Origin of the sequence: Bacillus sp. BB51/4 (assembly GCF_008368845.1) — a bacterium.
Classification (GTDB): Bacteria; Bacillota; Bacilli; order Bacillales; family Bacillaceae_G; genus Bacillus_A; species Bacillus_A wiedmannii.
Genome location: NZ_QOSC01000027.1, coordinates 62,834 through 86,502 on the forward strand (window position 1 = coordinate 62,834; position 23,669 = coordinate 86,502).

Below are 23,669 nucleotides of genomic sequence, written 5' to 3' on the forward strand. Positions count from 1 at the left end.
ATATATTATTTATTTGTAATTAGTATCTAAATATCGAAATAGATAGGAAAAGAGTGAAAGACACTTTATCTGCGTGGAAAGAAATAGATCTTTTTCTTGTAATTTTCTAAGCGACAGTGAAATGAGCGGAGATCGTTTCTTGATTCTACAAGATCAAATCATAGAATCCGATAAAACAGTGAAGAACCTACAAAATACAAATACAGAAATAGGGGATGAACTGGCGTATACGATTCGAACAAGAAATACGCTTCTTGCTAGTCTTGTGAAAAATCTAGCCATTGCGGATACATTTCCAGAACGATTGTAATATGTCCCAGGCATATTACAGTTAGATCGCCAAACAGTGACACATGCTGTCGACACAGACAAGGGTGAATTTGATGCAGGAAAAGCAATCGAAAAATTTGGGGATGTGACAAATACAGAGTGGCATACAGTGGTATTCCATGCGAGAGGCAAGCTGGAAAAGAGATTCAAAATACAGCGAAAGTCACAGGAGAAACTGTACCACCGCAAGAACCCACAGCCAAAACTTCAATTCAATCACTTGGACAAATTGAGATTAAAAAAGTGGATGCTGCTGGTTCAAAAGTAAAACTGAAAAAATGCTGTGTTCCAAATTTTAGACAAAGATGGTAAAGAGATTGAGAAATTAACAACAGATGTAGATGGTAAGGCTGTTTCGGAACCACTATGCTTCAGAAAGTACACAGTGGAAGGAATTCAAGCACCAAATGGATATATGTTATTTAGAAGATCTAATTGAGGTAGAGGTCTTATCATCAGTACAAAACATAAAAATAAAAAACACAAAAAACGAATGGAATATTCAATATACTGGCGGTATAGTGCCAACTATTTTTATCTAATTGGCACTATATTAATGGTCGCAACATTGGTTTTATTTTTCCGCAAAAGAGGAAGAAATGAATAGAAATAGCAAATGAGACAAGACATATGAAAAAGATTTTTAATATGTTGTTAATCTTTGTATTAACAGTCTCTATGCTACCCAGCTTTATTACCGCATCACATAACATATTATTAATTTTCTGAGTACAATGGTTGTTAATTAACAAAAAGCAACGCCTCTAATTAATAGGTGCTGTAATATAAATCCAAAGTAAAAGTAGACATTAGACACTTAGTGCACAATAAATTGACCTCAAATTTGTTTATTCTATAACAAAAGAAATGTCACTTAGGAATTATTGCTTTAAATCCATTTTTGTATTAGGCATTCTTTGTATGGCACTTTTTATAGATAAATATATATGGCTACTTGAATCTTTCCCTTTATTTTTAATTAATAATCAAATTACCTATAAATGAAATTGTATTATATTAAATTGGCTTAAGTATTATGAACTTAAAATTACGAACAAAAACAAAAGGAAGTTTAGCCACCTTTTTATCTCTCGTATAGGATTTTTTTCAATCGACACTTAATGGTATTACCCTGAGTAATCAAAAACCTTACAAAGGAATCTGAGAGGTCGTTTTTTGGATTCATGATCATTTTTTTGAATTTCATGTGAATAAAAGGAAAACGCATTCATTTTTATTTGGATACTTTTTTTACATCTTTAACTTAGTGTAATCTATATTGTCCTGTTAACTGTTCCTCAGCCATTCTTGAACATGATCTCTTGCAGTACGTTGATCAGTTGTTATTCCAGGTATAGCATTTACTTCAATGTCTGGTTGCTTTAATATGATTAGCCCATATCCTTGAATTAATGGCGTCTGTGATCCTAATGTCCTAATCGAATTTGATAACCTATTCATAGCAGCTTCATTTAGACTATTTGTTTGTTGTGAATAATTTGTCTTACTTTCTGCAAAAGTATTTACAGGTGAGAAGCAACTTGTAGATACTGCTGTAACTAATAAGCCTGCTACAAACGTTATTTTTCATGGTAATTCCTCCTATTAATTGGTGTTTTTTAATAAAATAGTTGGACTAAATTGTAAAGGTTTAATTGGTTCTGTTGCAACTTTACTAAACTTCTATTAGTGTGCCCTTCTCCTTTCTTTTTGGTCATACCAGTTGTGTTTATATTTAACTAGAGTGTAAAAATTTTAGTATAATTTAATATCATTACTCACAATATTTCCTTTTATTTAGATATACAAAATTAAATATTTCTCTATAACAAAAAAATAACAACTAAAAACATTTCTAAAACAACATGTCGTTATTTGTTGTTTTATATCATGAGATGTATAGCGTAATATAAAGATTTAATAAGGAGTGGTTTAATGTCAGTTCTAAAAAACAGTAAAATTGGTACGAAATTGAATGCATTAATGATTACAGCGAGTATTGCATGTATCATTTTATCCCTTATAGGGGGAATAGCATTAAAGAAAACAGATAAAAATGCTGAAAGTATGTATAACGACATGTTACTTCCAATTCAACGGGTAAAGACTCTAGAATCTAATTTCTATCATGCTAATGCTAATTTTATGGAACTTATGATAACAACAGATGAAAATAGAAACAAAGAGTTGGCAAACAATCTGTCTAAAGTACGTGAAGAAAATGACCAGTTAATAAAAGGTTTGGAATCAACGTTAAGCTCCCCACAAGAAAAGGAGTTTTTTGGAAATTTCAAAGTGAATTTCGGCGAGTTAAGACCGAAGATGAAAGAAGCACAAAATTTAGCAATGCAAAACAAAAACGAAGAGGCTTATACTTATTATTTAAAAGAAGTTGAGCCCGCTATGCAAAAATCAATAAAGTCTATTCAAGAACTCGCTGATTCCAATAGGAACCAAGCAGAACAATTACAGGAACGTAATGCTCACAGCGCCAAAACTGCAATGATGATATTTATTCTTATTTCAGTTATTGCGACTGCAATTATTATATGTATTGGATATGTCATTAAAACAGCTATTCAACGTCCGATTAATTTATTACAGCATGATATAAAACAAGTAGCAGATGGAAATTTAGTAATACGTACTTCCTATCAAGCAAATGATGAATTAGGAGCTATTGTTACTTCTTTTAATAACATGTTAGATAATTTACAACATTTAATTGAGAAAATACAAGTAACGACATACGAAGTTACCTCCTCTACTGACAGTATGTTGCAGAATACAAAACAGGCATCTAAAATATCTAACGAAGCTGTTCTAACAATTAATGAAGTAAATAAACAAATAGAAGGACAAGTTACTAATATTCATGAAAGTTCAACAGCAATGAATGACCTAACAAATGGAGTTCAATCAGTAGCTGAATCAGCATTAACTGTTGCTGAAGTATCTGTTGCTACAACAGATCGTGTAAATAATGGTAGTAAAGTAATCAAGCAATCTATTACTCAAATGAATAATGTGCATGCAGTTGTTGAAGAAACATCTACGGTGATAGAACGTCTTATTATGCGTACACAGCATATAGATAAAGCTTTAGACGCGATTACAAATATTGCGGAACAAACAAATCTGCTTGCTTTAAATGCTGCAATCGAAGCGGCACGTGCAGGAGAAAATGGAAAAGGATTTGCAGTTGTTGCAGCTGAAGTGAGAGATTTAGCTGAACAATCCAAACAATCCGCAAATGAAATAAATGATTTAATTAAATCGATTCAGCAAGATACAAAAGATACTGTTCAAATCATGAGAAAAGGACACGAAGAAGCTACCCAAGGAAGAAATGCTGCTAATGAAGCAGACGAAGCCTTTTCAACAATCATGAAAGACATTCATAAGATAACGCGTCAAATCCAAGAAGTATCAGCTACAACAGAAGAAATGTCTGCTGGAACTGAAGAAATTAACGCTTCACTATCAGTAGTATCAGAAACTTCTACAAGAGTAGCGATAGATACAAATCAAACCGTACAAGCCATTCAAACGCAAGCATCAGCCATTACAGAAATAACAAATCAAGCCATGCAAATAAAGAATAAAAATACAGAATTAGAAGGATTAATTTCACGATTTAAAATTAAAGAATAAAAAATAAAAGGGAAAAACAATTACTTTAAGCTTGATTGACATGTGGTTTCGCCCCATCGCTAACAGGCTATAAAATCAACAAATCAAAATACCCCTAAAACGAAAAAGAGATGAAGACAATAATAAAAAAGCTTATCATAAAGTACTAAAGGATAAGCTTTTTTGTCTATACTTATTGAATTTTATTGGATTTATTCCATGCCAATTTAATAATAAAATATTGAATACCAAACAAGATAGTAACAATATGAAACAGTTCGTAGATTCCCTGTATACAAAGAAGAGAGGACGTCCAGCTATGAAAAACACAAATACAATATCAAAATTAAATCATGAGATTGTTGAAGGGTCTATAGAGGCATTAAAAGAAGAAAATGAACGTTTGCGTATGGAAATTGATTATTTAAAGAAGTTAAAGGCCTTTGTTCAAAAAAAGAAGAAACTACAGAACAAGACAAAGCAAAAGTAATTCTTGCTAGGGCTTTTTCTATATATCTTTGTTTACTTGAGAAACGTAGATACGTTATAATAATCTCTTATTACATTTAAAGAGGTGCAAAAATGAATAAAACCGAATTAACAAAAATGGTAGCAGAAAAAGCAGAACTTACACAAAAAGATGCAGCTGTAGCAACACAAGCTGTATTAGATGCTATAACAAATGCGCTTGCAAATGAAGAGAAAGTACAAATTCTTGGTTTTGGTACATTTGAAGTACGTGAAAGATCTGCACGTACAGGACGTAATCCACAAACAGGTGAGGAAATGCAAATCGCTGCATCTAAAGTCCCTGCTTTTAAAGCTGGAAAAGAATTAAAAGCAGCAGTGAAATAATTATACATAGTGAAAAAGAATCTGATATTCATATCAGATTCTTTTTCTTTAGTAACATATTATACTTTCTTATCGTGTCTGTTTAGCCAGACTTTAGAAACTTCTTGTTCCCCAGATACTTCAGTCTTAATCTCGCCATCTTCTTTGTATATCCGTTCAATGATTGGTACCGTCACCATTTGTTTTTCTTTTTGTTTTCGAAAAGTATCCAAGTTGATAATAGTCATGTTGCACTCTCCTTTAATGATTTCTAAAGAAAAAGGCACCCGTATGAGTGCCCTTCCCCTAACTTGAACTACCATTTAGTTTTAAGAAACATCGCTTAAAGAAAATCGTATCATATTTGTTAATTTTTGAGAATGGGGGTCCTACCACATCGCTATCAAGCTAAGATTTTGTGGTACCCCCATAACGAAAAAACGGTATTTTTTCTATCTAGGATGTACATGTATCTTTTGAATAAAGTTTGATAAAAATGCTTTTTCTCCCATCCATAAAGAATAGTTTATATTCTTGATACTAGAAAATTGAATTTTTAAACTTGTACCTACAGTTACGTGAGGTAGTATGATCAAGGTAAACAGGTTTGAATAAAGAAGGGAGAATGTAAGATGAGTAATAATAAAAAATATTCAATTGGAGAATTTTCTGCTAAAACCGGGACGTCAATACGAACATTACATTATTATGATGAAATAGGGTTACTCAAAGCTGAAAAGCAACTTTCTTCTGGTCATCGGCAATACAATGACCAGGATGTCCTTACGTTGCAAAAAATAGTTAGTTTTAAATTTTTAGGCTATAGTTTGGAACAAATCGGTAAAATGATGAAGGAGTCTAGTTTTAATTCAAACTTAAATGACACATTACAAAAACAAAAAAAGGCTTTCGAGCAGAAAAAAGAACAAATTGAAACCACATTAAACGCTATTAATCGCACGATTGAATTAATAGCAGATGAAGGAGAAGTTGATAGTCCAGTTTTAATGAGTTTAATTAACAGCATGCAAATAGAGAAGGACCAACGACTATGGGTTGAACAACATATATCAAAAGATGTGGCTGATCAGTTATTTAACAAGCCTAAAGAAGAACTAGTGGCATTAGATAAAGAATTTATTCAGTTGTCTAAGGAAGTAAAAAGGTTGATGGGAAAATCGGTGCAGGATCCTGAGGTACAAGAGTTAGTAGATAAGCATATGAAGGCAACATTTGAATTTGTTGGTGAAGAAGCGATATACGCTATACAAGATTTAGAAGATCTAGAAAAAGAAAGGCTTGAAAATATGTTTTCCTCCCCATATACAAAAGAAGAGGAAGAATGGTTAAATCAAGCGATGGAGTATTATATGATTCAGAATGGTATGTATACTCCAAAGGTAGATTGAAAAATATAACAGTGCATTATGTTAGTTAGTGTTTCCTTTTTTATGGATTCAATCTTTAATAAAAAAAGGTAGTTTGATAGCAAAAAGAAATACCCTCAAAATAAAAAATACGTTATTCTTTCTGTAGAATCATAGGAAAGGATGGCGTTTTTTATATGTCTATTTCTGTATCTGACGAACTACAACTATTCGCACAGGAGATTCAGATTCTTTTATCCCCAAATACCTTACAGAATCTAGCTAGAGATGTTGGGTTTGTACAGCGAGCAAGTAAGTATCGAGCACAAGATTTAATAGCTTTATGTGTATGGATAAGCCAAAGTGTAGCAAAAACGTCTTTAGCCCAGTTATGTAGTTGTTTAGAAGCATCAACAGAAGTGCTCATCAGTCCCGAAGGACTAAATCAGCGATTTAACGCTGCAGCTGTGCAGTTTCTACAGAAAGTATTAGCCAAACTTCTCAACCAAAAGTTATCTTCAGCTAAGCAGCTCTCTTCTCCATACACTTCTATTTTCAAGCGTATTCGTATCCTAGATTCAACTGCATTTCAACTTCCAGATCCCTTTTCATTCGTTTATCCAGGTGCAGGAGGATGCAGCCATACAGCCGGAGTAAAGATTCAGCTTGAGTATGATTTATTAAGTGGACAATTCCTTCATATTCATACAGGTCCAGGTAAACAACATGATCGAACCTACGGTTCCCTGTGTGTCCCAACTGTAATAGCGAATGATTTATGTATCCGAGATTTAGGTTATTTTCATTTGAAAGATCTTCAACATATACAAGATAAAAAGGCTTATTATATCTCACGTATCAAATCGAATACACGTATTTATCAAAAAAATCCTAACCCTGCTTATTTTCAAGATGGCAGAATCAAGAAAGGTACAGAGTATATCCAGATAGATATGGAGGTTTTAATGAACTCTCTTCAACCAGGACAAACATGTGAAATATCCAACGCTTATGTAGGAATGACTGATAAAGTCCCTACTCGTGTGATTGTTCATCGACTAATAAAAGAACAACAACAAAAACGATTACAAGATCAAACTGTAAGAGAAAAAAGAAAGGAATGAAGTATTCTGCTCGTAGTAAACGACTTAGCGGTATCAATGTATATATGACAAATACTCCTACAGATATTGTCCCGATGGGACAAGTACATGATTGGTATTCTTTACGTTGGCAAATCGAGATTTTATTTAAAACGTGGAAATCATTCTTTCATATTCATCATTGTAAAAAGATAAAACGAGAACGATTGGAATGTCATTTGTATGGGCAATTGATTGCCATTATACTCTGTTCTTCTACCATGTTTCAAATGCGGCAATTACTTCTTATAAAAAAGAAACGAGAACTGAGTGAATATAAGGCCATATATATGATTAAAGATTACTTTCTCCTTCTTTTCCAAGCTATACAGAAAGACACCCAAGAGCTATCAAAGGTGTTACTTCGCCTGTTCAATCTCCTACAGCAAAACGGGCGAAAATCTCATAGGTATGAGAAGAAAATAATCTTTGATATATTAGGTGTCGTTTACAATTGGAACATGTCTGATAATCAAGCGGCTTAAATCAAAAAATAAAACCCATTAGGGTTTATTTCGTATGCAAATCTTTAAACTCCCTACACGTAGCCTTTAGAAAAAAGAAACAATCTCTACTATAATTGATGTTGTATGAGCTTAGCTTGATAGCGATGTGGCGTTACCCCTACCAGGAGTAATGTTAGGAAAATGCGGATTTACAGCGTTAAGAAAACTGTAGCAAAAAAAATCGATTCCTTTACGTAAAGGAGCCGATTTTTTAAATTTGGTTTATTAAGCTAATGCCCCCGTTAGTTTAATTGAAGGACATTTATTATAGAAAACAGATGAATATTTTATTAGATTCTCATATGAACCATCATTAATTTACAAGTACTTTTTGCCCTAACTCTGATACCAATATAAAGCTAGGTCATTCATTGTTGAAGCGTGCCCCTGTTGTCTTAGCATGGTTGTTATGTTACCTCGATGATAGGTACCATGGTTAGTAACGTGAAATAAAATTTCTGAGTATGCAGTCTCTCTAGCACCTGACCAAGGATTATTCAAATTAATTTTTTGTTCTAAATCTTTTTGGCTATTCATCCATTCTTCATACTGTGAAGCTAGTTCTTCGAAAGACTTAATAAATTCATCTACAGAATATAAATTAGTCTTTTCTAATAATGCCATAGAAGCTTCCAATGCTTCTTGCATACCAATTCCTTTAAGTACTTGTAACCACATAACATCTACTACATAGATATGGCTAAACGTTTGAGCAATATTTGGATATGAACTATTAGCCTCTTTATATAGGACATTGCTTGGTAATTCTTTTATTCTTTCTAGTAACACCTTATTAGCCCAAAGATGGTACTTGTACATATTTTTTACATGGTTCATTTAACAGCCACTCCTTTAGTTCTGGTTTTTTAAAAGTTGATATCTAGATTATAAAAAAAGATATATGACAGCAGCTTGTCATATATCTTCATAAACTTTTATTATTTTTTTTGCCTCATCTATTAAAATTGATTGCAGTTCCATCGGTTTTACAATTTTAGCACCGCTACCAAAGCTTAAAAGAATCGATTTAAGCCATCCAGCCTGTAGAGGCTGATAAACACAAATTGTAATTGTCATACTTCCGTCATCGTTAATGGTTTTTGAAGAATTCTGGAATTGATCTAATACTTCTGCTAAGGAATTAGGACTCACCCAGATTACTACATCCTCAAACCCCACCAGATTACGGTTCGAATAAAATGCTTCATCTTTAATTTCGTGATGTTGTAGAAACTTTTCTTGTGTCAGAGTTACATCCATCATACGTGATAATCTAAATTCTCTATAATTCTGACGTTCTCTACAATAACCATACATATACCAGTTACGGAACTTATAATGAAGGTGAATAGGTTCTACTTCACGAGATGTAAATTCATTTTTATTACTTACATAATTAAAGTGTATTACCTTTTTTTCATGTATAGCTTTTCGCAGATTCATTAATGAATTAGGTTCTGTTCTATGGCTTTCCAAGTCAACCAATAAAGACTTATTATTACTGTTTGTATCCAGTACTTTTAGTCTATCTATCGTATGTTCAATTTCTATATCTTTAAAAATATTCGATAAACTACTTAATACTGTAATTATATTCAGAATGTCATAAGAACCCATTAAGCTTTTATCAAATTTGTATCCCTTTATTATACCGAATCCCCCGTTAGTCCCTTGGTAAGAAACAACTGGTATTCCAGCAGCACAAATAGCTTCGATGTCTCTATAAATTGTCCGTGGTGATACTTGAAATTCATCAGCTAAACTAGAAGCTGACAAAATTTCATTATTTAAGAGCTTGAATATGATTGATATCAAACGTTCTAATTTCAATTCTCATTTCCTTCCTTTAATAATTGACTAAGCGACCATTGTCATTCCATTGACCGTACATTTTATTTTCTCTGGTATTTTCAATAAACTTATCCAATCTTTTATTAAAAATATTAGGTTCATTTCTATAACTTTGTATCGTATCAATTCTAATCCTTTTGTATAGATCAGGAAAATTAATAAAGTTTTGATATGATTGGTCATCTTCTTTCAGACGAGTTTCAATATCTGCATCTATAGTAAAAGATTCAGGTCGCATATCAGGAAGAACTCTCAGTCCTTCTTCTTTCATCAAACCTAATTGATATAATCTCCTTACTCTTTCCTTATTTAATTCTGTCCAATTACTGTTTTTCTTTCTTGGGGAAAGCCTTTGAGCAAGTTCAGTATCTGATATTTTCTTCTTTATGCCATCAATCCAACCGAAACATAATGCTTCTTCAACTGCATCTAAATACTGAATCACTTCTGATTGTTCAGTTATACTTACTATCACCCAACAAAATCTTTCTGTTTTTGAATTTTCCTCAAGCCAATCTCTTAATTCCCACCTTGTCGTAACTCTAAGTAAATTCTCTATTTCCATTTTTAAAATTATCCTTTCTAAAATGAATATATGTCCTAAATATAACTGTTTAATAATTTTGTTATATCGGTAACATAAATGGTATCATCTTCTCGTAAATCTCCTATCATTTTTTTGAGTTGTTCGCGATCCTTTGTTACTTCAGAAATTTCCTCTTCAAAAATAATGTCCATTCATTGAAGAAGCCATAGAGATAGAATAGCTTTATTACATTTTGTCTTATTCCTCTTTTTCGGAAGATAAGCAAAAACACCCAAATTCAAATTAGATTCGGAATGTATCAAGTACATTATCTTTTTCTTCTTTATTAATTCCAATGTATCTTAGTGTAATTTGTGGTGTACTATGATTCAATATTTCTTGTAACATAGCAATATCTTTTGTTTGCTTGTAAAACCAATATCCGAATGTTTTACGCATGGTATGAGTACCTAAAGATTCGACTCCGGCAAAATCTCCGGCTTTTTGTAACTGTCGATAGGCTTGAATTTTACTAATGGGCTTATCACCTTTTCGAGAAGGAAATAACCAGGTACTTTTTAAATCTTCAGCATATGGCAATACTTCCTCAAAAATGGATGTAATATTTATGATACGCTCCTTTTTTGTCTTTCCTTCTTTCACTTTAAATTCTTTCCGTTTTTTTCGCTTCAGTTTTAAAATTTCATTTGTTTCCATTTTAAGTAAATCACTTACACGTAACCCCGTATTAATACCAATTAGAAATAATATATAATCACGATCTGAACAATGACGTTTGAGCGACCATTTCATATCATTTAGCTGTTCTATGCTCCGAATTGGTTGTACATCAATTAAATGTTGCTTTTTATCCATCTGTTTTTCAATCCCTTTATTTTCAATGATTTGAATGTATACTTTTTTGTCCTTTTTTATCATATCAATGAAATTAGATGAAAGTCAATGTTTAAGGTGATTCCAATGTAAACTTTTGGCTAAAAGTTTACTTTCATTTTTATTAAAAAAGAGCATGTAGAAATTACTACATGTTCTTTTTGAGTTGGTTCATTTTTAAATATTCCGTACCTTCGGGGCTTTTCTTAGTGTGTAGTTGTGTCCTTCTCTTTCTTTTCCCTCATTTCAATAGCAAAGTTCATGATTTCTTCCTGTGATAATTTTTCTTCTTTAATATCACCGAAGATGCCCGAACCAACATATTTCATATCATCCCAATTGCAGAACGGTTCTTCATCTTTTAAAACCATCTCTGTATACCTTTGCCATTTGCCATTAATGTTTGCCATATTGAATCGCCCTTCGTCTTGTAAAATTCTTAGTGCAAACATCTTATCTGAGTAATAATAGTCGTAAGGAGTATCCTTATTAAAATAACGCTGAAAATCGATTTTATCTTCTCGTTCGGGAATATCTCTCTTTTCTGTTTCAACTTTTATATATGAAGAAAGCGGAAAGTCCTCCAATTCATCGTCATATATATGCTCTAAAACCCAATAGTTACTATCTGAATCACCAGGGGAGTATATAAACCATTCGTCTCTATCTGTTTTAAACACATACTCCATGTTTGAATGAGTTTTTTTTCGATATGTTTCAACTATATATTTATCTGAAAACCAATCTGTCTGATCGTAAGAAATATCGGATAAGATTATGTCATTATCTCCATTTATAATGAAGAATTCTTCATTACCCTTTTCTTTACAAGAGTAACACTCGAATACTTGAAACTCCTCGTATGTCCTTAAATCCTCCTCTGCTAAAGCACCTCTAATTTCATCTTGAACTTCTTGAGGTATCTCTTCTAAACGCAACAAACCATTTAAATCGCGCATTCGTACTCCATTAGGTTCTTCAGCAACTTGTATGCCATATGGCTTTAGAATTTGGGTTACCCTTTCTACTAGCGGCCAATCAATATGAAACATATATTCATATATACTTGAATCAAAATCATTTATAGGAGTTAATAATTCTCTAGTTTCAAAATTGTCACTAATGAGCCATTTTTGAGGATAAGAAAAGTCTCCTTTTTTAATAAATATCGATGCGGAATTGTACACATATTTTTTTAAACTTTCATTCGAAAAGATCAGATACCTTGTATTTTCATCAGTTTCGTATTCAAATATTCTTCTTCCCTCTAATAATATTTTCATATATACACCTCTATAAGATTGATAGTGTAGCAGCTATTATGTAGAACATAGATTGTTAATAATATTATAGGCGTCACCTCACAAAAAGTAAAAACTGTACCTTTTGAAGTGGTATGAATACATTTTTTCATTAAATGGATTTTATTGTCGGATATTTGTTGAAAGTTACTTATAAGTAACGTAGACTTAAGTTAAGTGTTACCTGTAAGTAACGATTTGGGGGTGATGGAAATGTTGTTTATGCTAAATGAAATTATGACACCGAGGGAAGCGTGTAATCGCTGGGGCATAACACAAGATGCGATGAGGATGAAGTTGAAGAGATCTAAAAAGGATGGATTGGTGAGGAAGCTAATTGAAGAGGGAAAATTGAAATACTATAAACCCGAAGAGAAACAACGAGGAGAATGGATTTTAACAATAGAAGCTATGAATATTCTTTTCCCTAAAAATAGTAATAATATCTGAAGTTTGTTTACTATATAATTTTAATATGATATATTTCAAATTGATAAATCCATTATTTCCCTGAAATCCAATATAAAAAAACCGTTCCCTCTAAAGGTTCGGTTTTTTATTAAGTATATTTTATTTTAGGTCACTTATTAGAATCTATTCGATTATTTATGGTGAATTATTTAAATAATTTAAGGAGTGTGGCTTGTGAATCATAATTTCGAGACAAAGTGTAAGGTTTGTGAAACCCCATACCTATTAAAGTTCCAGATCGGTTATGTACCAAAAAATCATTTTTCTTTTGAGTGTCCAACTTGTGGGGTAATGATTGAAGGGGTAATTAATGTCAATAACGAAGAAATAACCTTTGATGGGGATTTTGATAATTTAGTAGATTATCATGGTAATATCTCTAAAGCTAAAGAAGGATACTTTATGCAACTAACAAGTGAATTCTATCAGCAAAAAATTTCTTTGCTTAAAGATTATACTATGAGAATTCCATCTCCTTTTATGCAAAATCTTTCTCCGTATTCAAAAAAAATGAACGGGTTAGCAATTTATTTAGCTGAAGATGTCCATCAACAAGTTCACGATTATAAAAACTTGGTCAATCTAGTGCTAAGTAAGAAAAATAATGTTAAATATGTGTATTCGGAACTTAGGAAATTGTTGGATAATATAAATGTGGATGAAGAAAAGTTTACAAATGATTATAAAATAGATAGATATAATATATTATTCATGGCAATTACAGATAGTATCAGCCCTTTATTAGGTTTAAATGAAGAAAAGTTTCAGGTCAATGATATTAGGGATAAACTCTATGAAATGTATGAGAATAAAGGTGAATTTCAAAAGTTTAGAAAAGCATTTCAAGATAGTTTACCCAACTTAATTAATTTATTGACCAATGCCTTTTATTCTTCGATAAATATTATTCCTGAAATTATTCCTGTAATTACATCTGAAACATACAATCATAAGAATATTGAAGAGATAAAGAAAGATTACGGTTTGAGTACAGCTAATTATAAAACCCTGTTAAAAAATTATGCTGAAAACTATGAAATACTAGGGAAATTAATGCCTTTAATTGCTGCTATTGATAACATTAATACTAGAAAAAATATTAATAAATTTGTAGAAGGTAGTACTAGTTTAGGAAATAATCACCCATTAGTGAAAGCAACTACTTCATTGGGGAATTTTTCGAAATCCACAATTGGAATAAGAATTCAATACTTAAAAAGCATATCTTCCGATATCCCTAGATATAATGACTTAACTGTTCTAAATAGTAGAATACGAAATGCTATAAATCATTCTTCTGTTGAGTATGATTCTATTGAACAAAAATTAACGTTTAAAGATAGGGAAATAAAAACAGAGAAATATTTAATTGAATTTGCTGAGGAAAATTATGTGATGTTATATCTTCAGTTATATTGTTTATACATTGTTTGTTCACTAGCAACTAAGTTTTCGAAAGAGGATGATGCTTAATAATAAAAGATGCTTTCAATAATTGAAGGCATCTTTTGTGGTTTTAAACGTGCTCCTAATTCACTTGAATTCAATATGAAATTTATTGTCAATAATTCCGAAAGCAACTTTACATGGAAACGGATTTTTTCCTGTTGAAGCAGCACGCATACATGAAAGTACCCAATATTCCAATTCTAAAGGTAGGCGACATGCTTGAATGCTACCATCATTGTTTTTTATTGATACGATTGGTGTATTTATCCTAGTTGTAGCGAAACCGTCCGTTGTTATCATTCCTACCGCATCATTACTATGAAAACCAACGTTTAAAACCTCGTAAATCATTCCGTTTTTTTCATTAATAATCATAGGTATATTTAAATGGAGATAGTTATTTATATCGTTATGAATAACTGTTCTTGTTGTATTCCTTCTTAGCTGATTCCCTTGCATTTTATACACTCCTTTATAACAATTCAAATCTGATCACTTAAATCTATTCTATTTTACGTCTGTTATATTAGAAAATCGTAGTGTCATCTTATTACGAAAAGCATCGGTACATATGACAGCATTATTTTGCTGATCAATACCAACAACAGTCATATAGCTAGAGAGTAAATAACCATCTTCATAATATGTAATTAGTATTTCTTCTTCAGATAATAAGGAACATAACAACATGTTCTCGATCAGTTCTTTTTCTTCAGCGGTTAAGATTGGCCGAGTTACTTTGCTTTGCTCCTTGATGATTTCACAAATACCAGCAAACTGTTCGGGCATTGCTGCGAATGGAGACCATTTGACCATACCTCTTCCTTTTGGCATATTAGCGTTATTCATGATCTGTGTCCTCCTATTAGTGTGTTTCTGTGTCTAGCTGTAGCGCTATGCGTGTAGGAAATCCCTCGTAAAATACTGTTCTTCCCAAACTTTGTTCGTATTTCATCCATTACTTTTGTTAACTTCACTTCTTGTTCTCGTTTCGTGACATTATCAAAAAGAGAAATTTGTTCTTCCCCTTCTTGAATTAGGTTTGTTAAGGATATGTTTATGCTGCGAATGGGTTCGCCAGTATATTGTTGATGTAAGAAGTATGTACAGATATGATAAATATCCATCGTTAGATTTGTTGGGCGGTTCAGAGTATGTGTTTTTCTAATACCACCTGTATAACTCTTGCTATAACCGACAGAAAAATGAACAGTTTGAGCAAGTTTGTTTTGTCTTCTAAGCCGATAACAAACTTCTTCAATATGTTCCAGCAGGATGATCGGAAATTCTTCTATTGTGTAGTCACGCATTAGAATTTGGCTTTTACCAATAGAAGTTGTGGCAGGAACATATTTTTCTGAAATACGACTAAAGTCAATTCCGTGGCTATGTAAGTGTAATTCTTCTCCAATCTTGCCGAAGCTCTGCTTTAAGTATTTAAGGGGATAATTGGCTAGATCTCCAATAGAGTGTATTCCCTTTCTATTTAACTTTTCTTCTGTTTTATATGATATGCCCCAAAATTTATTAAGGGGTCGTATGCTCCATAGTTTGGTAGGTACATCCTCGTACTTCCAAAAAGCAATTCCGTTTTTGTTCTTTTTAGCTTCAATGTCTAGAGCAACCTTACTCATCAAGGGGTTACAAGAAATTCCGATGGTACATTCAATTCGTGTATGATCGTATATTTCACGCTTGAATTTCATGGCAAATTCATATGGATCTTGGGCAAATAAATGAATACTATCGGTAATATCCATGAAAAATTCATCGATGCTGTATTGGTGAAAATTCTCAATAGGAACGTACTGTAAAGCTAGTTTTGTTATGTAGTTGGAGCATTTTATATATGTTCCCATAATTGGATTCACAACAAGAATATCTTTTCTTCGAGGAATTTCGTATAGCCTTGCCATCTTCTTTACGCCCAGGGATTTTAAGGGTGGTGTTGCAGCGAGAACGATTGAACCATTTCTATTTACATCGCCGACTACAGCCAACTTTGTATGCATGGGATCAAGTCCCATTTTGATGCAACTCACTGAAGCATAAAAGCTGCGTAGATCAACACATAAGATGATTCTATTCGGTAGGATTGAATAGTCATACACTGCGATTCCTCCTTCGTAAAAGAACGTCTGTTCTCTATTATACACGAACTTACGTTCTTTTATGAAGGGGATTTGAAATATAATAAAAAAAGATCTCTTTAATTTTGAAGAGATCCTTTAATAATTTATTGGGATTTTCATCCGTATAATTTAGTTGATATTTTTTAGTTTTAACGGGAGTGATTTATTTCACAACTGTTGCAATAGCTTCCTGAAAGTGTACCATGCTCTAATAAAAATCCACAATCAGGGCATGCATCATAATTACCACTGCAACGTTCACATACTGGCTCGTAGTACGTTGTTGTATGATATGAAGCATTTGGGTTTCCGCAATCCCTACATCGCTCTTCTTCCGGTACGTTTCTTTCTTCATTAAAACTAAAGGAATAGTCTAAGATTTCAAATCCTCCAATTTCAATAGTTAGTGTGTCCCAAACTAAAATATCTTTTGCTGCTTTAGAATTAGCTTCAAATTCAAAGGTAATAGAACCCGAAAAAGAAATCCATGCACAAGATTCACATGAATAATTTTTAGAATGCTCTTCAGTAATTAGAATGCCAACTTGGGATTCAAAAGAACCTTCCATCACAACAAGATTCTGTAAAATGTTAACTGAATTAACTTGTAAATTAGGCAGATATATATCGTCTAATTCAATATAAAAAGGTACGCTGTGAAAATAATTTAGAAGAACGTCATTTTGAGCCAGATAATTTGTTAATTCATCTCTAAGTAATATTTGTTCCCAACCTACATGGGCAATAAATTCCAATCCATATGCTGTAGCATTCATTTCTAAATTTGTTTTGTAATCTACCATATCAATAATCTTAGATGCTTTTTCAATAAAATCATTAAATTGCATAATAGCGAGTGGTTTCTTAGAATGCTCTTTAAACTCCATTAATAACTCATCTCTAGGTCGTAAAGGGTTTCCTTTTTCATCTAAAACCCACCAGTCTTCTTTCGTGTCCAGAGTGATAAAAATAGTTGGTTGCTGATATAACTTCGCTTGTTCTAAAGTCTGTTTCCATAAAATTAAATCCCCAAATTTTTTCTGAATGTCTTTGTGGTCATCCATATATCCAGGAGGGATTTTGTATTTATAACGCTGTTCACCTTCAATGAGTACATTTAATAACTTGGATATACCGAACGGCGTACCAATACACTCATTTGAAATAAGTTCATCTACAAATATTTTTACCTTATCCTCTTTAAGCATCAGTTTGTTTTTTTCTACTTCATGATTAATTTCATCAGAAAATTTTTGAGTTGCTGTTTTGATGCTTATAATTGCTTCATTTGTAACTTTATTTAACTCATTGACTTTCGGAAAGCTAAGTTTGTTAAATCTAGTAAACTGTTTAAAAAAACTTTGCTCTGCATTATTTATAATTTGATTGATCATCTTAGTTACTTCTTTATATTTATTACGAGCCTCATTAATAACAATCATTCGATTTTGTGTATATTCTTCAATAACCTGTGCTGGAATCCATAGCTGATGTTTGGGAAGTGAATTTAAAACGTTCAAAATGTGTTCAGTTGTATCTGGCGAGTATCGATATAATTCTAAGAGTACATTTGTATCCATAATAATTAATGGATTAGAATCCCATATTTTTTGAAACTCGTTATTCGGATATATATAGGTCATTTTTCTCCTTCTTCCTCAAATTAAATAATCTCTTATAGATCTTATTGTATCAATTTAATTCTATGTATGGTTATGTTTTCATGAAAAGGCTTAACCTTTTTAAGCCTGGTAAAGCTAATGAAATCTTGTCATTAGTTATAGCGCTATGAATATTTTTAAACTCGACAAATCATTACAAAGACCGTGCGAGCTTCGTCGATGAATTCTAAAAGGGATTATTCCTTTAATATGGAATTTTCCTTATAGGAGGTGGCGTAGCGCTATGTCAGAAGCAGAGATAGTATATACCAGCAATGAGGTCTATAGTCGTTTAGGGGTAAGTAGCAGCACGCTTAGAAAGTATTCGGATGTTCTTGAACGAGAAGGATATGATGTAAGAAAGAATAGTAGAGGGAGAAGGGAATATACTGAGTTTGATGTTGTACTTATTGAACAGTTAGTAGAGTTGAGTAAGCAAGATGGTATGACTTTAGAAAAGGCTGCGAAAATGATTGCGAAGCAGTTTGGAATCGATAATAAGAAAGAGGAATCCCAGGGATCAGATCCAGTTCCTTATCAAATGCAGTATCAATTCCAGCAACAATATAGCGCTATGATAGAAGAGATTAATAAGGTGCAGCAAGCAAACCTTTTAGAAATGGAAAAGAGAATAGGTGATCGTATAGATCAAAAGAATAAATTAATCGAAGAGGATATAAAAGAAAGAAATAAAATAATAATGGATGATATGAAAGGTCGGAAGGAACGTGAAGAAAGGATAGAAAAGAGGTTAGAGCTAAGGGATGATAATCTTATGAAGATGGTCAGAGAGATTCAAGATGCAAAACGTACTATTGTATTAGCCCAGGAAGAAATAGCGGCAGCGAAAAAGAAATCTTGGTGGAAGTTTTGGAAGTAGTGGTGTGAAAATATAAGTTCTTTTGTATACACCTAAAAAAACGATTTTCCAGAGTTAAAGGAAATTGTTTTTTTTAGGTGTATTTTTTGTGAAAACAACAGTGCAACAACATTTATTTGGATTTTTTTCCTACTGCCCATGCAGCAAATAAAATACAAATTACAATGACCCCCCAGCCTACAACTCCCATGATTCCCCTCCTTTTTACGAAGAAAATATGTATAAATTTCTATATATGTAGTTCCATACCATGTTAGCATAAAAAAGTTATTTTTGCTTCTTAAACCATTTTCTAAATGTAGTTTCTTCTTGTTCTCCTTCTATACGATCTATCTCTTTTCCTTTTTTATAATGAATTACAGTCGGCGTACCAGTGATTTTAAATTTATCCCATCCTTCTTTATATGTTTCTAAATCTATAACTTGCATATTAATATTCATATCTTCGGCCATGGGTACTATAATAGGAGAAACTAACTTACAATGAAAACAAGTAGTTTGATAAAAATAAATTACTTTTTCTTTATTATTTGAAATGTCATTTTCTAATTGATCAATTGTTATTTTATTTTTATAGTAATCATTTTTTGTAACTGCTTTTGAAGAAGTATTGTTTTCTTTATTTGTTATAATTAGAAAGGTTATAAATAGAAGCAAACAGATTGAGGCGAAAATAATCATTTTCTTCATATTGTTCATATCTCCTTATTTACTTTTATCAGAATAGAACTGCAAATTATTATAATTAGAAAAGCTATTAAACAAAGCAGTGGAATTGTTATAAATCCAAACCAATCCAAAAAATCTCCAGTACAAGGCACTCTACCACATGTTGAATTTTCCGAAAGTGATGGAACTTTTTGTATTAAATAATGATAAATGGATATACATATTCCAATACTAGAAATAAATAAGCTGTAAATGCTTATTTTATAATCTTTTTTTACAATTCCAATTCCTAATAATATCACTAATGGGTACATAAAAATCCTTTGATACCAACATAATGTACAGGGTTCATATTTCATTATCTCAGATAAGAACAGGCTTCCAGATGTAGCAACAAATGATGTAGCCCATGCTATAAATAAAACATATTCTAATTTTTTACTTACATTCATATTGATCTTCCTTTTTATAATTTATATTCAAAATATAAAATAACAAAAAAGCTAGAGAAAACTCCTAGCTTTTTGTTATTTTAGAAGAAAAAAATGTAGCTGATACTATTAAAATGAAACATAGTATCCATCCGATTGAAGGAGCGTAAGGTATCTTATCCTTTATTAACATACTAATTATTAAAACTAATGCACCTAAAAATCCTAAAATGACAGGGATTTTAACTTTTTTAGCATTATCCTTAATATTAATAATGTATCCCTCCTATTAAGCAGCTTGTCCTAAACACCATCCAATTGCTCCACCAGTAATAGCTCCTGCACCGTAATAACATGGGGCACAAGCTAGGCCTGATGTTCCAATGCAAGCAGCTCCACATAAAGTCATTAAAGCAGTAACTGTCCAAGCAGGAACACCCATGCCAGCTAAGCAATCATTAAATTTACTATAAGACCATGATGTAGATTCTTTAACTGTTTTGTCTAAAAGTAATTTTCCATCTGACCAGGCTTTTACTGAACCAGATTGTTCATTGATTTGTTTGAAATGTGTTTCATAGACATTTATAATTTTGTTGTTTTCATCTAGAAATACAGACATACCACTGATTTTTAAAAGGTCTCCACCATTAGCAGATAATTTCACCATGTGAAGTTTATCGTTAATTAAAACAACTTCAGCTTTGTTGAAATCTAAAGATACATCAGAACCGAAATGCGTTTCAACATTTCCATTAGCGATATTCTCCTTAACTAGATTCACAAGTTCGTTTTTCTTATCTAGTGATACTTGTTTAGTAGTTTCTTGATACATATCTATCATCGCTTGTAATTGCTTATCCTGCTTAGAAACCTCTGCAGCTGCTGCTTTTTGTTGAAACGGAGTGAAACACATTACTGCCAAACAAAGAATCATTAAAACGTAAATCCCTCTCTTTAAAAATTTGTTTTCTGTTGCCATTTACATCACACCTTCCATTTTTTTACACGTATTACCGTGCAATTCGAATATAATACATAAATATCCAAAAATAAACAAATATTTGAATAATTTTCTAAATAAATTTCGACAAAATTCAATAAATTATAAATATTTAAATATATATTTTTAAAGATTTTTTCAAGAAGATGAATTCGTTTCTTGAATTTTTTTGAATGTTCTATATATTTTTTCGCAACTTACTTTTACAGGATGCGCCCTTATGTAGTTAGCAGAATTATGGTAATCTTTAGTAAATAGAAGTGGTTGAGGAGGACGTAGTGATATGAGCACAAATGTTTGCACACATAAAGCCGTTATGCAACAACTTAATGATTTTTATCAAATAATGTTGTCACAGCAAATTATAAAAGCAACTGAAGTAAAAAAAGAAATAGATGAAAAAATTGAACAGATTAAACATGCAGAACAAAAAGAAAATCAAAATCAAAATTTATTATTATATTATTCTTTACTAGATTTAAAATACAGAATGCTAACTGATCGAGTAAGTATTCGAAAAGACAGCTTTGAAGCGATTGATAAGATTGATGAAACAACAGATACACTCATAGCTTATTACTATCATTCTTTTAAAGCAGAACATGCTTTAATGTTTAGTAACTATAATGAAGCAAGAAGACAATACGAAGAAGCTGAAAGCTTATTAGAACACATTTCTGACGAATTGGAGCATGCAGAATTTAATCAAAAATATGCAGTGTTAAATCATCATATGTCTAGTATGTTAATATCTATTGAATACGCCAATAAAGCAAAGGAAATCTTTGGAAGGCATGCTGGATATGAGGTGAAAGTTGCTTCGTGCGAGAACACATTAGGGACAGCTTGTATATTCTTAAAGCAATTTGAAAAAGCGGAAGAACATTTGAATCGTTCCATTGACCTTTTGCAAAAACATAATGAAGAAAAATTGATTTTAGTAGTAAGGCATAATCTAGGATTATTATATGCAACTCAAAACTTATCTACATTAGCCATTCGTCATTTATCAGAAGTGACAGAGAAGAATCCAGCGCATTTTAAAGCATTGTTTTTACAAGCACGTGAACACTATAAGCTAAGAGAAACAAATATTGCAAAAGAACTTATTGAAAAAGGATTAGCAGTTTGTATGGAATTAGGAAATGAAGAGTATGTATATCATTTCAATGTTTTACGTTCTCTTAATGAAGATGAAGCAATTAAACTCTTAGAAGAAGAAGTGAAGAAAAGTATTTCTTACTTCAAAAAGCAGGGTTTATGGGATTTCGTAGAAGAATATGCAGAAGTATTAGCGGTTCGCTTCCGCAAATTGAATGAGCATGAAAAAGTTAGTGATTATTTCGATGTATGTTACGAAGCGAAACAAAAATTACTAAGCAAAGGGGCGTTAAAATAATGAAGAAGCTTGTGTTAGCGACATTAGGATTAGTTATAGCATTATCATTTATTAACAATACAGGTGATAAACAACATGCTCTAAAAAAGGAAGAAATTATACAATACTCACATGCTGATCATTTTTAATTGCTAATTAACAAAGGGACTCCAATTATGGAGTCCCTTTGTTAATGGGGTAATGCTTTGGTTTATCTAATTATAACAATATTTGTAAAAAAGTGTAAAGAGGTACTAAATTTGCAGAGGTAATTATTTGTTTTTTTTTACCTCTCTTAATTAAAGAATTCTCAGTAAGTTTTAATCACAATATCATCCTTTTAGATAGCGGACTGAACAGGTTAATAGGCCTACAGTGCGTATTGAAATCATTGTTTTCATGAATTTTAAGAGTAATTTCAACAAAAATTTTGAAATAAATAATCTTACAGAAGACTTCGTGTAATTCTAAATCACCCTATTCTGACAAAACCTAGCAAAGACGTTACGAGTTTCGTCGATTGAATCTTAAAGGTTTTAGGCTATTCATATTGTATTTTTCTTATAGGAAGTGGGATAGCGCTATGTCAGGAATGGAAGTAGTGCACACCGCAAATAAGGTATATGGTCGGTTGGAAGTAAGGGGCAGCATACTTAGGAAATACTCGGATGTTCTTGAACGAGAATGGTATGAGGTACGAAAGAATAGTCATGGTAGAAGAGAGTATGCAGAGTTTGATGTGGTACTTCTTCAGCAGTTAGTAGAGCTAAGTAAAGAGGATGGTATGACCTTAGAAAAGGCTGCTAAATTGATTGTAAAGAAGTATGGTATCGCTAATAAGAAAGAAGAAATTAAAGAAGCAAATCCGATGCCGTATCATGTGCAGTATTAACTTCACTAATAATATAGCGCTATGGTAGCGGAACTTAATAGGGTGCAGCAAGCAAATCTATTAGAAATGGAAAAGAGATTAAGTGATCGAATAGCTCAGCGGAATGAATTAATTGAGGAAGACATAAGAAATCGCAAGGAACGTGAGGAAAGAATTGAAAAAAGATTAGAGCAAAGAGATAAAACCTTATGAGAATGATGAGGGAGATACAAGAAGCAAAACGAATAATGGAAGAAGTGGCAGCGGCGAAAGAGAAAAAGCTCTGGTGGAAGTTTTGGGGATGAGTACACTCTTAATCGGGTGTACTTTCATTTTTTAA

At 32.0% G+C, this 23,669-nt stretch carries 26 protein-coding genes and 3 pseudogenes; 14 read left to right on the top strand and 15 right to left on the bottom strand.

The genetic code is table 11. The features are described from left to right. The first annotated feature begins 139 nt into the window (after positions 1 to 139). The 3 genes from DN392_RS28055 (at position 140) to DN392_RS31335 (ending at position 769) form a co-directional block, all read left to right on the top strand. Positions 140 to 310: a cell surface protein gene (locus DN392_RS28055; RefSeq protein WP_252188845.1), complete on the top strand. Its 171-nt coding sequence runs from the start codon at positions 140 to 142 to the stop codon at positions 308 to 310. A gap of 119 nt (positions 311 to 429) precedes the next feature. After that, a complete protein-coding gene (locus tag DN392_RS28060) occupies positions 430 to 642 on the top strand; it encodes a hypothetical protein (protein WP_149238210.1) in 213 nt (70 codons plus the stop codon). Continuing rightward, positions 614 to 769 (top strand): MSCRAMM family protein, encoded by a 156-nt coding sequence (locus DN392_RS31335; protein ID WP_179955931.1) that lies wholly within the window; start codon positions 614 to 616, stop codon positions 767 to 769. The genes DN392_RS28060 and DN392_RS31335 overlap by 29 nt, the downstream gene beginning before the upstream one ends. Before the next feature lie 860 nt (positions 770 to 1,629). Here DN392_RS31335 and DN392_RS28070 read toward each other — a convergent pair. After that, positions 1,630 to 1,914, bottom strand: a pseudogene (locus DN392_RS28070) (HBL/NHE enterotoxin family protein); the annotation flags it as partial. A 351-nt stretch (positions 1,915 to 2,265) separates the two neighbouring features. On the opposite strand from DN392_RS28070, the gene DN392_RS28075 reads away from it, so the two are divergent. The 3 genes from DN392_RS28075 to DN392_RS28085 all read left to right on the top strand — a co-directional run bounded on the left by DN392_RS28075 (position 2,266) and on the right by DN392_RS28085 (position 4,818). Beyond that, positions 2,266 to 3,984 carry a methyl-accepting chemotaxis protein gene (locus DN392_RS28075; protein ID WP_149238212.1) on the top strand — a complete coding sequence of 573 codons (1,719 nt, stop codon included), beginning with the start codon at positions 2,266 to 2,268 and terminating at the stop codon, positions 3,982 to 3,984. A 247-nt stretch (positions 3,985 to 4,231) separates the two neighbouring features. After that, a complete protein-coding gene (locus tag DN392_RS28080) occupies positions 4,232 to 4,453 on the top strand; it encodes a hypothetical protein (RefSeq protein WP_033710305.1) in 222 nt (73 codons plus the stop codon). Between the two features lie 92 nt (positions 4,454 to 4,545). Beyond that, on the top strand, positions 4,546 to 4,818 hold the full coding sequence (locus DN392_RS28085; RefSeq protein ID WP_002166965.1) for an HU family DNA-binding protein: 273 nt from the start codon (positions 4,546 to 4,548) through the stop codon (positions 4,816 to 4,818). A 59-nt stretch (positions 4,819 to 4,877) separates the two neighbouring features. Here the strand turns inward: DN392_RS28085 and DN392_RS30585 are convergent, their stop codons facing one another. Continuing rightward, complete coding sequence (locus DN392_RS30585; protein WP_002166966.1) at positions 4,878 to 5,045, bottom strand: hypothetical protein; 168 nt, start codon at positions 5,043 to 5,045, stop codon at positions 4,878 to 4,880. Between the two features lie 384 nt (positions 5,046 to 5,429). On the opposite strand from DN392_RS30585, the gene DN392_RS28090 reads away from it, so the two are divergent. Further along, positions 5,430 to 6,206, top strand: coding sequence for a MerR family transcriptional regulator (locus DN392_RS28090; RefSeq protein ID WP_002166967.1), 777 nt, complete (start codon positions 5,430 to 5,432; stop codon positions 6,204 to 6,206). 155 nt (positions 6,207 to 6,361) lie between these two features. Further along, positions 6,362 to 7,791 (top strand): annotated as a pseudogene (locus tag DN392_RS28095) (IS4 family transposase). Between the two features lie 357 nt (positions 7,792 to 8,148). Here DN392_RS28095 and DN392_RS28100 read toward each other — a convergent pair. The 6 genes from DN392_RS28100 to DN392_RS28125 all read right to left on the bottom strand — a co-directional run bounded on the left by DN392_RS28100 (position 8,149) and on the right by DN392_RS28125 (position 12,366). Beyond that, on the bottom strand, positions 8,149 to 8,649 hold the full coding sequence (locus DN392_RS28100) for a DinB family protein (protein WP_149238213.1): 501 nt from the start codon (positions 8,647 to 8,649) through the stop codon (positions 8,149 to 8,151). A gap of 78 nt (positions 8,650 to 8,727) precedes the next feature. Then, a complete protein-coding gene (locus DN392_RS28105) occupies positions 8,728 to 9,642 on the bottom strand; it encodes a helix-turn-helix transcriptional regulator (RefSeq protein WP_002191943.1) in 915 nt (304 codons plus the stop codon). Between the two features lie 16 nt (positions 9,643 to 9,658). Continuing rightward, a complete protein-coding gene (locus tag DN392_RS28110) occupies positions 9,659 to 10,228 on the bottom strand; it encodes a YdeI/OmpD-associated family protein (protein WP_149238214.1) in 570 nt (189 codons plus the stop codon). Positions 10,229 to 10,263: 35 nt separating this feature from the next. After that, positions 10,264 to 10,401 carry a recombinase family protein gene (locus tag DN392_RS28115; protein ID WP_149238215.1) on the bottom strand — a complete coding sequence of 46 codons (138 nt, stop codon included), beginning with the start codon at positions 10,399 to 10,401 and terminating at the stop codon, positions 10,264 to 10,266. A 91-nt stretch (positions 10,402 to 10,492) separates the two neighbouring features. Continuing rightward, the gene (locus DN392_RS28120) at positions 10,493 to 11,065 is read right to left on the bottom strand and encodes a tyrosine-type recombinase/integrase (protein ID WP_002035080.1); all 573 of its coding nucleotides are present in this window, start codon (positions 11,063 to 11,065) and stop codon (positions 10,493 to 10,495) included. Between the two features lie 224 nt (positions 11,066 to 11,289). Then, complete coding sequence (locus DN392_RS28125; protein ID WP_149238216.1) at positions 11,290 to 12,366, bottom strand: hypothetical protein; 1,077 nt, start codon at positions 12,364 to 12,366, stop codon at positions 11,290 to 11,292. Positions 12,367 to 12,597: 231 nt separating this feature from the next. Between DN392_RS28125 and DN392_RS28130 the strand changes: the two genes are divergently transcribed. Next, positions 12,598 to 12,834 carry a helix-turn-helix domain-containing protein gene (locus DN392_RS28130; RefSeq protein ID WP_149238217.1) on the top strand — a complete coding sequence of 79 codons (237 nt, stop codon included), beginning with the start codon at positions 12,598 to 12,600 and terminating at the stop codon, positions 12,832 to 12,834. A gap of 195 nt (positions 12,835 to 13,029) precedes the next feature. Next, positions 13,030 to 14,328 carry a hypothetical protein gene (locus tag DN392_RS28135; protein WP_149238218.1) on the top strand — a complete coding sequence of 433 codons (1,299 nt, stop codon included), beginning with the start codon at positions 13,030 to 13,032 and terminating at the stop codon, positions 14,326 to 14,328. A 60-nt stretch (positions 14,329 to 14,388) separates the two neighbouring features. Here DN392_RS28135 and DN392_RS28140 read toward each other — a convergent pair whose 3' ends face one another. The 4 genes from DN392_RS28140 to DN392_RS28155 form a co-directional block, all read right to left on the bottom strand. Continuing rightward, on the bottom strand, positions 14,389 to 14,763 hold the full coding sequence (locus DN392_RS28140) for a hypothetical protein (protein ID WP_149238219.1): 375 nt from the start codon (positions 14,761 to 14,763) through the stop codon (positions 14,389 to 14,391). Positions 14,764 to 14,811: 48 nt separating this feature from the next. Next, on the bottom strand, positions 14,812 to 15,153 hold the full coding sequence (locus DN392_RS28145) for a YolD-like family protein (protein WP_149238220.1): 342 nt from the start codon (positions 15,151 to 15,153) through the stop codon (positions 14,812 to 14,814). After that, positions 15,150 to 16,415: a Y-family DNA polymerase gene (locus DN392_RS28150; RefSeq protein ID WP_149238221.1), complete on the bottom strand. Its 1,266-nt coding sequence runs from the start codon at positions 16,413 to 16,415 to the stop codon at positions 15,150 to 15,152. The genes DN392_RS28145 and DN392_RS28150 overlap by 4 nt, the downstream gene beginning before the upstream one ends. 170 nt (positions 16,416 to 16,585) lie before the next feature. Then, the gene (locus DN392_RS28155) at positions 16,586 to 18,079 is read right to left on the bottom strand and encodes a PIN-like domain-containing protein (protein WP_149238222.1); all 1,494 of its coding nucleotides are present in this window, start codon (positions 18,077 to 18,079) and stop codon (positions 16,586 to 16,588) included. 262 nt (positions 18,080 to 18,341) lie between these two features. On the opposite strand from DN392_RS28155, the gene DN392_RS28160 reads away from it, so the two are divergent. After that, positions 18,342 to 18,977, top strand: coding sequence for a DUF3967 domain-containing protein (locus tag DN392_RS28160; RefSeq protein WP_149238223.1), 636 nt, complete (start codon positions 18,342 to 18,344; stop codon positions 18,975 to 18,977). A 267-nt stretch (positions 18,978 to 19,244) separates the two neighbouring features. Here the strand turns inward: DN392_RS28160 and DN392_RS28165 are convergent, their stop codons facing one another. The 3 genes from DN392_RS28165 to DN392_RS28175 all read right to left on the bottom strand — a co-directional run bounded on the left by DN392_RS28165 (position 19,245) and on the right by DN392_RS28175 (position 21,014). Beyond that, positions 19,245 to 19,667 (bottom strand): thioredoxin family protein, encoded by a 423-nt coding sequence (locus tag DN392_RS28165; protein WP_149238224.1) that lies wholly within the window; start codon positions 19,665 to 19,667, stop codon positions 19,245 to 19,247. A gap of 5 nt (positions 19,668 to 19,672) precedes the next feature. Continuing rightward, positions 19,673 to 20,098 carry a disulfide oxidoreductase gene (locus tag DN392_RS28170; RefSeq protein ID WP_137057134.1) on the bottom strand — a complete coding sequence of 142 codons (426 nt, stop codon included), beginning with the start codon at positions 20,096 to 20,098 and terminating at the stop codon, positions 19,673 to 19,675. A 268-nt stretch (positions 20,099 to 20,366) separates the two neighbouring features. Then, positions 20,367 to 21,014: a hypothetical protein gene (locus tag DN392_RS28175; protein ID WP_149238225.1), complete on the bottom strand. Its 648-nt coding sequence runs from the start codon at positions 21,012 to 21,014 to the stop codon at positions 20,367 to 20,369. A 349-nt stretch (positions 21,015 to 21,363) separates the two neighbouring features. Between DN392_RS28175 and DN392_RS28180 the strand changes: the two genes are divergently transcribed. The 3 genes and pseudogenes from DN392_RS28180 (at position 21,364) to DN392_RS28185 (ending at position 23,634) form a co-directional block, all read left to right on the top strand. Further along, positions 21,364 to 22,479, top strand: coding sequence for a response regulator aspartate phosphatase (locus tag DN392_RS28180; RefSeq protein WP_149238226.1), 1,116 nt, complete (start codon positions 21,364 to 21,366; stop codon positions 22,477 to 22,479). Further along, positions 22,479 to 22,607, top strand: coding sequence for a hypothetical protein (locus DN392_RS31020; RefSeq protein WP_255447017.1), 129 nt, complete (start codon positions 22,479 to 22,481; stop codon positions 22,605 to 22,607). The genes DN392_RS28180 and DN392_RS31020 overlap by 1 nt, the downstream gene beginning before the upstream one ends. Positions 22,608 to 23,041: 434 nt before the next feature. Next, positions 23,042 to 23,634 (top strand): annotated as a pseudogene (locus DN392_RS28185) (DUF3967 domain-containing protein). Positions 23,635 to 23,669: the final 35 nt, after the last annotated feature.